The organism is Streptomyces argenteolus (genome assembly GCF_042902585.1).
Lineage (GTDB): Bacteria > Actinomycetota > Actinomycetes > Streptomycetales > Streptomycetaceae > Streptomyces > Streptomyces argenteolus.
The window spans coordinates 136,557-150,173 of the sequence record NZ_JBIBEG010000011.1; the positions used below are offsets into that span (position 1 = coordinate 136,557).

The window sequence follows — 13,617 nt, forward strand, 5'->3', positions numbered from 1 at the left end:
GACGAGCAACGGACGGCAGATGCTGCCCGGGGAACGACTACTTGCGTCGGGCCGACGCAGGGGGGCGGCGGCGCCCGCCGGCGGCAGTCCGGTCTCGTTCGCGAGACTTCGCCGGGTTGGCGAAGTCCTGCCGCAGTGGGCCGGGTTCGTCCGGAGAGGACGTTGCCGGCGGCAGCACGCTGGGTCGGCTCGCGTCGATGTCCACACCGATGCCGAAGCGGTCACGCTCCCTGGCGCGGAACAGCAGCGAGGGGAAGCCGAAACCCGCGTTCAGGAACGGCCTCATCGATCTCCCCCTCTCGTGTCGCGGCTTCCGGCTTCCGGCAGCAGGCCGACCTTCATGCCCGTCCGACGGCCATCCTGAAGCAGGCTCGCGTTCCTTCACACTGCCGTAACCGTGCAGTCTTCGACCTCTTCTCGATGCCGGTGGCGAGCCCTGGCAGGGACCGCAACTCCTTCCGGGCCGGTCACTGTCAGTGGTCCCGCATACGGTTGTCCAATGAATCACGAGCGGTCGTCGCCTCACCAAGAGGACTTCGTCACCGGCAGGGTGCCCAGGCAACACCCTCTCAGCGCGCGCGAGAGAGGTGGGCATGCTCCGTGCGCGTGCGCATTCCGCGGGGTGGACGCACGTGAGTGAAACACCGACGTACGAGACAGGAGACGTACGAGAGGCGTGGGGTCGGGTGACTGCCTGGCTTGGACGCAACGACCCTGAGACTCTTGCTGCCCTCGGCGGGCCGGGAAGTGCTGCGGCCATCAGGGAAGCCGAACTACGCATGGGTCACCACCTGCCGGCGGAGATCAGACAGTGGCTGCTGGCGAATGACATCGATGCCAACAAACGAGCCGATGCCCGGTCGAGTCTGGTGGCGCTGGGGTGCGAGCTGGACATCCCCGGCGGCCATCTTCTTCTCGGGCTGAGGGACATTCAGCGGGTCTACCTCAGCCGGATGGGTCTGGAGGAGAGGGAGCCGTCCGCAGATCCCGACCATCCCTTCTGGCGTCGCGAATGGGTGCCCATCGCCGCGGAGCGCGACGGTCTCTACGGAACGTTCCTGGACACGCTCACCGGAACCATCGGAACCTGGGACGAGGCAAACGGTCCCGAGGAGGGGGCCTACACCTCGTTGTTCGCTTTCTTCCAGGAAACAGCGGACCGGCTGGAAGGGGTCTCCTCGGGCGACGGGAGAGGACCCGGCAAGTCCGCTGGACCCCGCAGACCAGCTCCCCGTCCGGCAGATGAGCCGATACGCCTCTGGGCGCGCGCCAACGGCCATTCAGTGAACGACCATGGGCGCATCCCTTCGTACATCCGCGAGGCATACGACGCATCACAGCGGTGAGGACCGGTTCCGGCTGCGCCGTGGTTTACCCAGGGCCCCATCCGTCGATCCAGCTAGCTTGCGCAACGCAAACGTCTTGCCCCCGGCAGCCGCAATGCCGGGGGGCCACGGCGTTTCGGCAGGGCTCAGGCGGCCCAGCCGATCGAGGAGACGTTGCTGTACGCGTCGTACTCGGAGCCGAGGTCTTGGATGATGTCGTCCCAGATGGCATCGAGTTCGTCCAGGTCGTCATCGATCCAGGCGTCGACGGCCCGGTCCCAGACGCCGCGCACGGTGATGCTGCGGCTGGACAGGTCCCGCTGGTGCCTGCCCTCCACGCGGGACTGGTCCACGGGGTTGATCTCGACACGTGTGCCGCGCCCGTGGTTGTTGAGCCGCTTCTTCAGATCGGCGGCCACGTTGCGGCGGCGCAGGTCCCAGTAGGCAGCATCCAGCCGGGACCGGTTGGCCTTGTTCGGGATGCGTTCCTCGGCGAGCCAGGCCATGAGGGTCCGCGGTGAGACGTGGATGCCGGCGCGGTCCATGGCCTCGTACCCGGCGTCGGTCTTGGTCAGGTAGTTCAGGCGGGCGGCGAGCCCGCGTTCGCTGTCGACGGGTGAGGCGATGCCGGTCACCATGCGCTCGATCGCGACTCCGAGGGCGTCCGCACCGGGCAGGCCGCGGGCGTTGAACGCGCCGAGGTCCATCCAGCGGCCGGCCATCAGCGGGCCACCGTGCCCACGGTGTACTCACCGGAGGCCTTGGCGTCGCCGTGCTTGATCTTCATCTGGGACACGCCCCGGCCCTCGGAGAACACCTGGCGCCAGTCGCCGGTGACGTGGAGTTCGTCGGTGCCCATCATCGCGATGACGTCCAGACCGGCCTGATGAGCCTTGAACGCCTTGCCCCACAGGTTCGCGTACGCCTGGGAGTGGATGATGTGCATCCAGTCCGGGCGGACCATCTCACGGTTGTGGATCGACTCTCCCATGGTGCTGATGAACTTGCTGTACATCGCCTTCACGTACTCCAGCGTCAGCGTGTCCCGGTTCTCGATCGCCTCGTCCCGTGCGGCGGACAGCAGCTTGCGCAGCGCGTCGAGGAAGTTCTCCGTCGCGCCGGACGTCCACGACTCGTGGATGACCGGGGCCTCGGTCAGGGCGTACTTGGGGCCGGAGAGCCGCTGGAGCAGACGCAGCGTGGCGTTGGTGACCCAGAGGGCACCGGGTTCGTCGCGGTCGCCGATCGGGTCGGGCAGATGCGGGTGAGCCCACTCGGCGGGGGTGATCAGGTGCACCCCGGAACGCTTCGGGTCGATGCCATCGGTGCCGGTGCTGTGCTCCAGTTTTCCGATCGGCAGCCAGCACTTGAGCGCCGACAGGTAGGCCGCGTTCACGTCCAGTGCCGTGACCTTGACCTCACCGGGGGCCCGCAGGGAGTAGCCGGGGTGGTGGAACTTGGGGCGGGCCTCCCAGATCTGGTCCGGATCCTTCTTGGACGGCTTCTTCAGGATGTCCGGGAGGGCGGGGTAGGCGGTGTAGTCGTAGCGGGCGGTGGCCCGGGTCTCGTTGAAGAGGTGCATCACATCGGGGATGGCCCTTTTGATCAGGGCTTTGAGTGCGGCCTCTTCGTCGCCTCCCGCCCGCTCGGCCTCCTCCTGGACGGCCCGGCTGATCAGCAGGGTGGTGTCGGCCTGCGCGCGGGCAGCGCTGCGCGCGCGGCGCTCGGGGCGGTTGTACATGGGCGCCGGGGTCGGTGAGACGGCCACCGGTGCCGCCGGGGCTGCGGTCGGTGCGGGTACCCGTCCGGCCGGAGCGGTGGGCACGCTCTGCGGGCCGGCGGGACGGCACATGGCGCCGGAGTGCAGAGGGCGGCCGTCAGTGGACTGGTAGGCCGTCTCGACGCCGCAGCGGATGCACGGGCCCGGGTCACCCTCGATGGCACGCCCGTCCGGGCCGCGCAGCGTCTCGGGAGCCGCGGTGAACGCGGGCGGCACGGGGGCGGGTTCCGGATCCGCGACGGGTTCCGGAACCGTGGTGGGTTCCGGAACCGTGGTGGGTTCCGGCGCGGGCTCCGTGGCGGGGGCCGGGTAGATCTCGGCGAGGCCCTTGAGCAGCTTCAGGTAGGGCAGGCGTCCGGGCGGGGTGGGCTCGGAGTGGCCGGTCTCCCAGTTGGCGACGGTGGTTCGTCCGACGCCGACGGCAGCGGCAACCTGCGCGCGGGACAGGCTCGCGGCCTCCCGCAGCCGTTGGCGCTCGGCCGGGGACGGCATCACGGCGTTCAGTCGCGCCTCTTCGAGGAGGGCTTCCACCCTGTTCTCCTGGCTCATGCCGCGACCCTAGCGCATTTGGACGATTTCCGGCGCCAGATTGGACGTTCGGTGGGCGAGTCTTGTTCGGGTGCGTTACGGTCGTCGTCGTCAGCACGACGGAGCGGCGATGCGGGAAGCAACTGTCACCGGTGTTCCGGGAATCCGTGGGCGTGAGGGAGTGGCGGGTATGCAGGGCGTGATCTCGCTGCGGCCTCACCAGGTCGAGGCCGTGGACTCGATCATCGAAGGTCTCTCCCTCTCCGTGGACGGCTCCGTCCCGGCCTCGGGGCAGCGCGGACAGGTCCACATGTCCACCGGCTCAGGCAAGACCGTCACCGCGGCCGTGGCCGCACTGCGGATGGCCCCCCGGGGCCTGGTCGGCGTTCTGGTCCCGACCCTCGATCTCCTCGCCCAGACCGTCGAATCCTGGCGGGCAATCGGGCACACCGCACCGGCCGTCGCGGTGTGCGGTCTCGGCGCCGATCCACTGCTGGAGGCACTGGACGTCCGGTGCACGACCAACCCCACCCAACTCGCCCTGTGGACCGGTGGCGCGGGTCCGATGCTCGTGTTCGCGACGTACGCCGGCCTGTCCCCACAGGGACTCGTCGACGAACAGGGCGACCAGGAGACCGGCGTGGCGCCGGGAGCACTGGAGCGCGCACTGCGCGGCTCGTACGGACAGAAGATGCGGCCCTTCGACCTGTTGGTGGTCGATGAGGCTCACAGAACTTCGGGTGATCTCGGCAAGGCGTGGGCGGCCGTCCACGACCAGGCACGGATCCCTGCGGAGCGACGGCTGTACATGACGGCCACCCCCCGCCTCTGGGAGGCGGCGCCGGGCAGTGCCGGCTCGGACGAGACGGGCGGGCGCCTGGTGGCGTCGATGGACGACGAGCAGCTGTACGGCCCGGTGCTCTTCGAGTTCGGGTTGATGGAAAGCGTCGAGCGCGGGGTCCTCGCACGCTTCGAAATCGACGTCCTGGAGATCCGCGACCCGCAGGCACCCGGATCGGAAGCGACGCCCGCGGAACGGAAGGGCAGGAGACTCGCCGCACTGCAGGAAGCGCTGCTCAAGCACGCCGACACGACCGGGGTGCGGTCGTTCATGACGTTCCACTCCCGGACCCTGGACGCGATGGCGTTCGCCCGTGCACTGCCGGAAACGGCAGCGGAACTCCACGCGGCTGACCCCGTCACGTATCCGGGGCGGGTCGGTGCGGAGTGGCTGTGCGGCGAACACCCCGTCGCGCACCGCCGGGTCGTGCTCGACCGGTTCGCGGACGGTCTCGACGCCGACGGATGGGTCACCGACCTCGCAGTCCTCTCCAGCTGCCGGGTCCTCGGTGAAGGGGTCGACATCCGGGGCAAGCGCGGAGTGGGCGCCGTCGTGTTCGCCGACACCCGCAGCTCGCCCGTGGAGATCGTCCAGATCATCGGGCGGGGGCTGCGACAGGAGCCGGGCGAGGGCAAGGTGTCCCGGATCATCGTGCCCGTCTTCCTGGAGCCCGGCGAGGACCCGTCCGACATGATGGCGTCCTCCAGCTACCGCAGCCTGGTCTCGGTCCTCCAGGGCCTGCGGGCGCATGACGATCGGGTCATCGAACGACTGGCCCTGCCCACCACCACGGCCCGGGGACAGGCGACCTCCGTCGTCGCGCTCGATCCCGACCACGAGGGTGCCGAGGAGGGCCAGGACCACGACGTGGACGAGGACCAGAAGCAGACCGCCACCGAGCCGGCCGGGACCACCGAGGACGACGCGGACGGGACCACGGAGGACGAGACCGGCACCGCGAACGGCGACGCGGCTGAGGAGGAACATCCGGGCGCCGGGATCCCGTTGCTCCGGTTCTCCCTCCCCCGCGATCCCGGAACCGTCGCCCTGTTCCTCCGGACCCGTGTCCTGCACCCCGACTCCGAGATCTGGCTCACCGGCTACAACGCCCTGCGCCACTGGGTGCGCGAGCACCGCGACGCCCAGGTCCCGCTGGACGCGTCGGTGGAACTCGGCGAAAACCGCATCACCTATGCGCTGGGCGCCTGGGTCAGCGAGCAGCGCCGCGCGTTCCGGCTCGGGACGCTCAAGGCGTGGCGGGCCGATCTCCTGAACGAACTGGGCATGGTGTGGTCGGTGGCGGACGCCGGATTCTGGCGCAACCTCACCGCGGCTCGTACGTACTTCTCGGTCCACGGCACCCTCGCCGCCCCGAAGGATGCCGTGGTCGACGGGGTGGCGATCGGTCAGTGGCTCGCCAACCTCCGCAAGGCCGGCGGGCTCGGCAAGGACCAGGAGCGGGCCGCCGAGCGGCGGGCCGCGCTGGAGGGCATCGACCCCGAGTGGAACCCCGGCTGGTCGGTGGAGTGGCAGCGGCACTACGCCACCGCCCGCACCCTGCTCGCCGAGGAGCACGGACTCACCGAGATCCTGCCTGGCGTGACCGTGCACGGCTGCGATGTCGGCGCATGGGTCCACCGGCAGCTCCAACACACGGTGTGGGAGAACCTGCTCCCCGAGCAGCGCAAGCGTCTGGAGGGCATGGGGCTGACGCCTCTGCCCGCAACACCGGCCAGGAAGACGGCGTCAGCGGCCGGGTCGTTCGAGCGAGGGGTCCTCGCCCTGGAGCAGTACAGGAACCGCACCGGGACCCTGACCGTGCCCCGAGCCCACATCGAAACGGTGGTCATCGACGGCCAGGAACACCTGGTGAAGCTCGGCGTGTTCCTGGCCAACTCCAAATCCCGACGGGCCAAGCTGGCAGCGGACAAGCTGGCCGTGCTCGCCGCCCTCGGTCTGGACTGGGCGGCCTGACAGCACAACGACGACGGCCCGCCCCGGAGACACATCCGGGGCGGGCGCGTTTCCGTGCAGCGAGGCGGCCGGGGTGGTGGCGAAGAACCTGCTCGGCACGAGCCGACGGGGCGGGAGAGGCCGAACGGGGCGCCGGGCAGGGCGCCAGGCCAGAGGGCGCCACCCGGCCATCTCGCCGGGCCATCAGCTCCGTGGCGGACGATGTTGAGCTGGCCGTGTGCCACGTCGTTGGCCCGGATTCGGCAGCCAAGCCGGCGGATTCGGTGCCAGATCGCGTAGTACCTGAGGGCCGCTGTCCATACCCTTGGCTCGGCCCGCTTCTCGTACGCCAACGGCCGATGGACCTGCAGCGCTGCGTCACGGGGCGCGGGTAAGAACCGCGTCACCGATCCTGCTGGCTTACTCCGTGCCCGGTGGGTCTAACGGCTCGTTCGTCAGGGCAGCCGCGGCCGTCTCGGCGTTCCGGTCGCGGGTGGGGTGTGGAAATGTCAATGCAGGCGAGGCCGTGGCCGAAGATGCCCGAGCTGACCGTGCAGGTGGCGCGGACGGTGGCAGCACGGGGCCCGTACCCGTTGGCGATGCGGGTTCGTGACGAGCTGGGCGAGTTGTTCACGGACGCCGAGTTCGCCGAGGCGTTCGGAGCCAGAGGGAGGCCCGGCTGGTCACCGCGCCAGCCGGCGCTGGTGACGGTGTTGCAGTTCGCCGAGAATCTCACCGACCGGGCGGCGGCGCATCGGGGGCGGTACGGCATGGACCTGAAGTACGCGCTGGGCATGGAGCTGGATGATCCCGGGTTCGACGCCCCAGTGCTGTCCGAGTTCCGCACGCGGTTGGTCGAGCACGGGATAGAGGAGAAGGTGCTCGACCTGCTGCTGACCGCGCTCAAGGACCGGGGCTTGGTGAAGGCGGGAGGAAAGCAGCGCACGGACTCAACCCGCGTGCTGGCGGCGGTACGTGATCTGAACAGGCTGGAGCTGGCCGGGAGGACGCTGCGGGCCGCACTGGAGGCGCTGGCCTGCGCGGCCCCGGCCTGGCTGACCCAGGCGGTGCCCGTTCGGGAATGCGCCGAGCGCTACAGCCCGCGGATTCACTCCTGGCATCCGCCGGCTTCCACAGCAAGCGCGAGGAGATGGCCCTGGTCTACGGCCGGGACGGGTTCGCGCTGCTGGAGGATGTGCACGCCCCTGATGCGCCGACCTGGCTGCGCGAACTTCCGGCGGTGCAGGTCCTGCGCACCGTGGGGGTGCAGAACTACCACCGCGCCCTGACCGAGGCCGGGGCGGAGGTGAAGCGGCGGGAGAGCGGCGACCTCCCGCCCGGCAGACTACGGCTGGCCCCGATGCCGGGGGCCTCGCCCGGATGCAGATGGCCGTCGGTGAACGTGTAGGCGTGCCGGAACACCTCGTCGGTAAGACGGGTGTGACCCGAGTACTCCTGGATACCGAAGTTGTGTACGGCGAGGTCGAGGTGGAGGGCAGCCGCCATTCCCACCGGGGAGGTGTCCTCCGGACCGTGCACCGCGCTCTTGATCTGGAACTGCGCGGCGAAGTCGAGGAGCTTGCGCAGCGGCGTGACACCGCCGAAACGGGTGACCGCGGAGCGCACGCAGTCGATCAACTGCTCGCTGATCAGCGTCTGATAGTCGTGGACGGTGTTGAAGACCTCTCCGACGGCCAGCGGCGGCGTCGTGGTGCTGCGGCGCACCAGGCGAAGGGCCTCCTGGTTCTCGGCCGGCGTGCAGTCCTCCAGCCAGAACGGGCGGTACGGTCAAGATCCTTTCCGAGCCGCGCCGCCCGGATCGGGGTGAGCCGGTGGTGGGCGTCGTGGAGTAGCGGGAGTTCGGCGCCGAACCGCGTAACGCCTCGAAGACGGCGGGTGGGTGGCGGAGGTAGGCGTCCCAGTCCTCGACCAGGGGACGGGCCTGCTGGTGCAGTACGGGTGCACCGCCGTCGTCGGTGCCGTGGACACCGTAGACGGCCCTCAGGCCGGGAATGCCCGACGGTTTGCGCGCTGCCTGGTAGCCCTCGCCGAGCCCGGCCCGTACGGAGTCGAGGAGTTCGGGGACGTCGCGGCCGTTCGCGTGCCCGTAGGCACGCACGCGCTCCCGGCTGGCGCCCCCGAGGAGCTGGTAGAGCGGCAGGCCCGCAGCCTTCGCCTCGATGTCCCACAGGGCCACGTCGACGGTGGCTGTCGCAGCCATGGTGACGGGCCCACGCCGCCAGTGGGCCCCTCGGTACAGGTACTGCCAGGTGTCCTCGATCCGGTGCGCGTCGCGGCCGATGAGCAGGGATACCACGTGGTCGGTCAGACAGCTGACGACGGCGAGTTCCCGGCCGTTGAGGGTGGCGTCGCCCAGGCCGGTGATGCCGTCGTCGGTCGTCAGCTTCAGGGTGACGAAGTTGCGGCCCGGGCTGGTGACGACGATGTTCGCGTCGACGATCTTCATACATGTGCTCTTTCCGCGTCTGTTTCCGGACTCGAGAGCTCGCGGTCAAAGGCCGTCTGAGGGGTTGAACGCGGCGTCGAGCAGACGATTGAGGTTCTGATCGAGGCTGCGGGTGAGCGAAGGGTAGGTGTGCTTTCCCAAGTGCCTGTATGCAAACACCCTGCGGAAGTCCTGGGCGAACGCGGGGGCAGCAGCCTGGAAGACACCCGCCTCTCTCTCACCCAGCGTCTGGAGCACGGGAACATCGATGGGCCGGGTCTTCTCGAATATCCCGGCCCGCTCGTGGGCGGGTGAGCGCCACGCGGACATCGCGATGAAGAACCGTACATCACCCAGCCCCACGTCCCGCCCGCGAGCCTGGCAGTGGAGAGCCGCAGAGGCGATCGCAGCGCCTTCACCGAACCCGGCAACGCCCGCAATCGGTCCATGGCTCTCTGCCACCGACTTGAGGTACTGCAGCGACTGGTTCAGAGACGTCTCAGGATCAGCGGTCTCCACGCCGGCCGACGAGCCGTGGTGCTGGTGCCACAGCTCCGGGAAACCCGCTCTCCACTCGCGGTAGGTACCCGCCACGTCGTAGAGGCCTTCCTCGACCAGGGAGTCCAGGCCGCGGATCTCGAGTTGGTCCGCACCGTTGAACGCCGGCATCGGGTAAGGCGCATCGGGAATGACGAACTCGAGGTCTTCGCGCCTGGTCCAACCAGTCTTCTTCAGCATGGCTCGCGCCAGGCGCCCATCAGTCCCCTGCCCCGGCAGGAACAGCACCCGGTGCCGTCGCGGCACGAAGATGCTCACGGAGCCGAAGTCGGCATGCCTGACACGCCGCTCGACGGGGAAGGAGGGATTCCGTCGGTGAAGCAGCGACAGGGTCGGGGACATCACACCCCAGAGCCCTTCGTCCTCCGTTGCCGATGCCCCCATCAGCTCGGCGTACATCTGCCACTCCGCCTCCCGCTCCTTCTGGAAGCGGTCGAACGAGCAGAGCTCCGCGGTCCGTGATGCCACGTTCTTCTTCGCCCGCTCGATGAAGTCCCACAACTCCACCAGCAAACGCTCGGAGGAAGACTTCTCCGTGCTTTCGACAGAGATCCTCTCGAACAACGCCTTCAGCTCGACGGGGTTGTCCCGGAAATGCAGATACGCTTCAGCGAATGCCTGCAGGAAGAAGACATAGCTCGAACAGAGCAGGGATTTCGCCCTCCGGGGGATCTGCGCCCCGTCGTTGTAGGTGAACAGATTGGGGTCCCCGTCGACCCAGAGCCCTTCCACTGTGCTGTCCTTGCCGAAGATCTTCGACAGGATGCTCGGGTCCGTGTGCGATCCCAGGCATTTGAGCAGCACATCGGCCTCCACCTCCTTCCCGTCCTGCGTGACGACCGAGTGAGCCGACACACGGTCGATCTCGCTCTCCAGGACCGTCACCATCCCGAGCGCCTGCGCCAGGAAATACACGTCCGAGGCCGCCGGGACCGTGGACTGGTCCAGCACGAAACTTCCGTCCGCTTCTCGGGAGAGCGAAGGCAGAGCCTCGATGTCCACACCGCAGAGGTCGTAGAACGGCCGCATGATGCCGACCACGTCGTTGAGCGGCGTCGGTCCCTCGCTGGAGTTGATCATCCAGTTGCAGGGGGTCGACACGACCAGGTTCCGTCGCCGACAGATGATCGTCACATGGCGGGCACCGTTCTCCAGGGCGGTCCGCATGTTCTCCAGGGCGAATGCGCCGTGCCCGACGATCACCACGGATGCGTCCTTGAACGTCTCCGGTGGTGTGTCGTCGGCGACCCCGAGCCCGACATGCCCGGCGAAGAGGTGCTCTTCACGGAAGTGATGCCGCACGGGCCGGTGCAGCCCGCCCGTGAGCGCCGCGACACCCGAGACGCGGACGGACTTGGCAACGCCCCCCTGAAGGTATTCGGCCTCGTACTCCTGCTCTCGGACCTTCCTGACGGACACCACTTCGCAGTTGAAGTGCACGGGTTCCTTCAGCTCGGACGACACGGAACTCGACTGCTCGAGGACCTCGTCCCTGCCGGGAAACACTGCTCGCCATCGGTGGTCACCACGCGTCGTGGGCGACGCGCTGTCGAAGCTGTACGCCGGAGAATCGATTTGCACTCGGGAATCCGCGTTGGCGAGCGAGCTCCACACACCGCCGACACAGTCCCGTTTCTCCAGAACGATTGCTGCCACGCCCAGTTTTTCCAGTCGGCGAGCGAAGCTGATACCGCCCAGGCCTGCCCCTACGACGAGGACCGGCAGACGCGAAGAAGCCGGTGTCTGCGAAGCAGCGGGCACCCGGGAGGCCGGCTCCTTCCGCGCGGGGACATCGCCCGGGCCCGCTACCGGTGCCGCGGCTGTCTGCCGGGCGGTGGCAGCGGGGGTGGCGGTGGCGGTGGCGGTGGCGGTGGCGGTGGCGGTGGCGGTGGCGGTGAAATGTGACACGAAACGGTTGGCCGGCGACACTCTGTCCCACTCCACGGGGGAAACGCAGACTGTTCCCCGCTCGGGCCCGCCGAGCAGCCGGTTCAGAGCCGTGGTGCCCAGCGCCTTGCCGAGCACTCCGAAACCCGAGGTCCTCGCGCGCTCGGCGGCCTCGGGACGCGCCGTGGTGCCGGTGTCGGACCACGCGCCCCACTGGATCGAGAGCACGGGTTCACCCCGCAGCGACCACGACTCGGCCAGGGCGTCCAACGTCGCGTTCGCCGCGGCATACGGTGCCCGGCCGACGGCCCCGAAGATCGAAGCAGTCGAGGAGAACAACACCAGGAAGTCCGGCGGGCCGAAGACACTCCGCAGATTCTTCGCGCCGTCGACCTTGGCCCTGTAGGCCTGATTCAGCTGTGACTCCGACTGGTGCGCCCGCCCGCCATCGGTCAGGACGCCCGCAGCATGCACCACTCCGGCCACCGGCGGCATACCGGCCCGTGTCATGGCGTCCTGCGCCCCCCGCACACTGCGCAGATCACTCACATCACACGTCAGGCACTCCACCCGCGCAGACCGACGCATCTCCGCGACCTCAGGCGGCACCGGGGATTCGGCGGGGGGCGACGGAGACAGCAGCGCCAGATGCCGCGCCCCCCGGTCCACCAGGAACTCCGCCGCCACCAGACCCGGATCGCCTGTCCCTCCGCTCACCACGTACGTCGCATCCGGACGAGCGGCGAACCCCGCGTCGCCGAGGGCATGTCGTCGCAGTCTCGGGACTTCGAGGACGCCAGTTCCGGTGAACCGGTACTCCTCCTCCAGTCGGCCGCTCCGGCTCAGCGTCAGCGCTCGGGACAGCTGCTCCGCCGATGCTTCGATGCAGTGGACCGCCAGGCCGGGCCGCTCCAGCCGGGCGGTCCGGCACAGCCCCCACAATCCCGCATCGTCGACCGCGCCCGACACGGGCAGGAAGACGACTCTTCCCGGAGACGAAGGGGCCGCCTCCGAACAGGCCTGAAGAACTCGAAGCCCCCGCAGGACATCGGCCTCCCGCCCGTCGCTCAGCACCGCGACACAGCCCCACGCCCGCTCGCCGAGCACGTCGTCCAGCGCATCCGAGGTGCGCACCACGCGGTTGACCCACCCGCCCGGCAGGTCGGCACCGGCCGCTGTACCGGACAGCAGCAGATGCGGACCGGGCAGCGCAACCCCCGAGGGCCCGTCCGCCTCGACCCATACCGTCGAGTAGAAGCAGTCAGTGGCCGAAGGAGGGGGCACGGCAGCCGTGGAGGCACTCGCTGACCCGCCCTGGGCTCGCGGGACCGGCCTGGGCTGGGGGTTGGTCGCCCCATCGGTCATATCGGTACTCCCTGTTCGCATACGGTCGGCCGAGGTCTCTTGGTGCGCTCTCCGGTACTCTCCGAGGTCAATTCCTGGAGGCCGCGTGGCTGCCGAGATCCCGGAACTTCTTGGTCGCGATGTTCAGGCAGAGAGTCGGCGACAACCTGAAAAGCCACCAGAACAGCTTCCAGACCGCGGGAACCACGATGATTCCCTTGTTCTTGGCAACCGCGTCGAGTGACTTCTTGACGAATTCCTCCGCGGAGATCGGTTTCTGCTCCTCCCACATCTTCCGCGTCATCTCACTGGTCACTCCCTCCACGCTGCGGCCGTACACTCCTCCCTCGATCAGCGGGGTCCGGATGACGCCCGGGCACAGCACGCTCACGCGTATCCCGAGCTGGGCCGCCTCGATGCGCAAGTTGTGCGAGAGTCCGACGACCGCGTGCTTCGTGGTGACGTACGAGGTCGTCCCCGCGCTCGGGACCAGGCCCGCCAGCGAGGCGGTGTTCACGATGTGGCCGAACCCCTGGGCGATCATCAGGTTGTAGGCGGCCTGGACGCCGTTGACGACACCGAGGACATTGACGTCGATCATGCGCCGCCAGTCCTCGATCTGATAATGCCGGGCGCCCGCCCCCATGCCGTGGCTGATTCCGGCGTTGTTGAAGAGGTAGTCGAGGCGCCCGGTGCGCGCGACGGTGTCCTTGACCAGCTGTTCGAAGGTCGCGTGGTCGGTGACGTCCAGCCGGACGGCGGTCGCCTTTCCGCCGGTCCCCCGCAGCGCGGTGGCCAGTTCTTCTGCTTGTTCGAGCTGCAGATCGGCCAGGACGACCTCGCAGCCTCGGGCCACGAGCTCCTCTGCCAGCGCACGGCCGATGCCCGACGCCGCACCGGTGATGATGGCGGTGGCGTCCCGATAGGTCCTGATGGCACTCAAATCCGACATGAA

At 68.8% G+C, this 13,617-nt stretch carries 8 protein-coding genes and 1 pseudogene; 3 read left to right on the forward strand and 6 right to left on the reverse strand.

The annotated features are described in order from the left end of the window. Window positions 1-37: 37 nt before the first annotated feature. On the reverse strand, window positions 38-286 hold the full coding sequence (locus ACFY8O_RS30385; RefSeq protein WP_387908021.1) for a hypothetical protein: 249 nt from the start codon (window positions 284-286) through the stop codon (window positions 38-40). Window positions 287-779: 493 nt separating this feature from the next. Between ACFY8O_RS30385 and ACFY8O_RS30390 the strand changes: the two genes are divergently transcribed. After that, window positions 780-1,346, forward strand: a complete 567-nt coding sequence (locus tag ACFY8O_RS30390) for an Lsr2 family DNA-binding protein (RefSeq protein WP_387908023.1) — start codon at window positions 780-782, stop codon at window positions 1,344-1,346. A gap of 125 nt (window positions 1,347-1,471) precedes the next feature. On the opposite strand, the gene ACFY8O_RS30395 is transcribed toward ACFY8O_RS30390, so the two are convergent. Then, on the reverse strand, window positions 1,472-2,047 hold the full coding sequence (locus tag ACFY8O_RS30395) for a transcriptional regulator (RefSeq protein ID WP_145811247.1): 576 nt from the start codon (window positions 2,045-2,047) through the stop codon (window positions 1,472-1,474). Continuing rightward, window positions 2,047-3,654 carry a helix-turn-helix domain-containing protein gene (locus ACFY8O_RS30400; RefSeq protein WP_387908026.1) on the reverse strand — a complete coding sequence of 536 codons (1,608 nt, stop codon included), beginning with the start codon at window positions 3,652-3,654 and terminating at the stop codon, window positions 2,047-2,049. The genes ACFY8O_RS30395 and ACFY8O_RS30400 overlap by 1 nt, the downstream gene beginning before the upstream one ends. Before the next feature lie 169 nt (window positions 3,655-3,823). On the opposite strand from ACFY8O_RS30400, the gene ACFY8O_RS30405 reads away from it, so the two are divergent. Next, window positions 3,824-6,448 (forward strand): DEAD/DEAH box helicase, encoded by a 2,625-nt coding sequence (locus tag ACFY8O_RS30405; protein ID WP_387908028.1) that lies wholly within the window; start codon window positions 3,824-3,826, stop codon window positions 6,446-6,448. Window positions 6,449-6,963: 515 nt separating this feature from the next. Then, complete coding sequence (locus tag ACFY8O_RS30410; protein WP_387908031.1) at window positions 6,964-7,716, forward strand: transposase; 753 nt, start codon at window positions 6,964-6,966, stop codon at window positions 7,714-7,716. On the opposite strand, the pseudogene manD reads toward ACFY8O_RS30410, so the two are convergent. The 3 genes and pseudogenes from manD to ACFY8O_RS30425 all read right to left on the reverse strand — a co-directional run bounded on the left by manD (window position 7,700) and on the right by ACFY8O_RS30425 (window position 13,614). Beyond that, window positions 7,700-8,894: pseudogene (manD, locus tag ACFY8O_RS30415) on the reverse strand (D-mannonate dehydratase ManD). The gene ACFY8O_RS30410 and the pseudogene manD overlap by 17 nt on opposite strands. A gap of 45 nt (window positions 8,895-8,939) precedes the next feature. Further along, window positions 8,940-12,683 (reverse strand): KR domain-containing protein, encoded by a 3,744-nt coding sequence (locus ACFY8O_RS30420; RefSeq protein ID WP_387908033.1) that lies wholly within the window; start codon window positions 12,681-12,683, stop codon window positions 8,940-8,942. Window positions 12,684-12,750: 67 nt separating this feature from the next. Further along, window positions 12,751-13,614 carry an SDR family NAD(P)-dependent oxidoreductase gene (locus ACFY8O_RS30425; protein ID WP_387908036.1) on the reverse strand — a complete coding sequence of 288 codons (864 nt, stop codon included), beginning with the start codon at window positions 13,612-13,614 and terminating at the stop codon, window positions 12,751-12,753. Window positions 13,615-13,617 lie beyond the last annotated feature (3 nt).

What these genes read in the sequence shown, in the direction of transcription:
- ACFY8O_RS30400 (WP_387908026.1), bottom strand. Translation starts at nt 3,654, where the DNA reads ATGAGCCAGGAGAACAGGGTGGAAGCCCTCCTCGAAGAGGCGCGACTG.
- ACFY8O_RS30385 (WP_387908021.1), bottom strand. Translation starts at nt 286, where the DNA reads ATGAGGCCGTTCCTGAACGCGGGTTTCGGCTTCCCCTCGCTGCTGTTC.
- ACFY8O_RS30395 (WP_145811247.1), bottom strand. Translation starts at nt 2,047, where the DNA reads ATGGCCGGCCGCTGGATGGACCTCGGCGCGTTCAACGCCCGCGGCCTG.
- ACFY8O_RS30390 (WP_387908023.1), top strand. Translation starts at nt 780, where the DNA reads ATGGGTCACCACCTGCCGGCGGAGATCAGACAGTGGCTGCTGGCGAAT.
- ACFY8O_RS30410 (WP_387908031.1), top strand. Translation starts at nt 6,964, where the DNA reads ATGCCCGAGCTGACCGTGCAGGTGGCGCGGACGGTGGCAGCACGGGGC.
- ACFY8O_RS30425 (WP_387908036.1), bottom strand. Translation starts at nt 13,614, where the DNA reads ATGTCGGATTTGAGTGCCATCAGGACCTATCGGGACGCCACCGCCATC.
- ACFY8O_RS30405 (WP_387908028.1), top strand. Translation starts at nt 3,824, where the DNA reads ATGCAGGGCGTGATCTCGCTGCGGCCTCACCAGGTCGAGGCCGTGGAC.
- ACFY8O_RS30420 (WP_387908033.1), bottom strand. Translation starts at nt 12,683, where the DNA reads ATGACCGATGGGGCGACCAACCCCCAGCCCAGGCCGGTCCCGCGAGCC.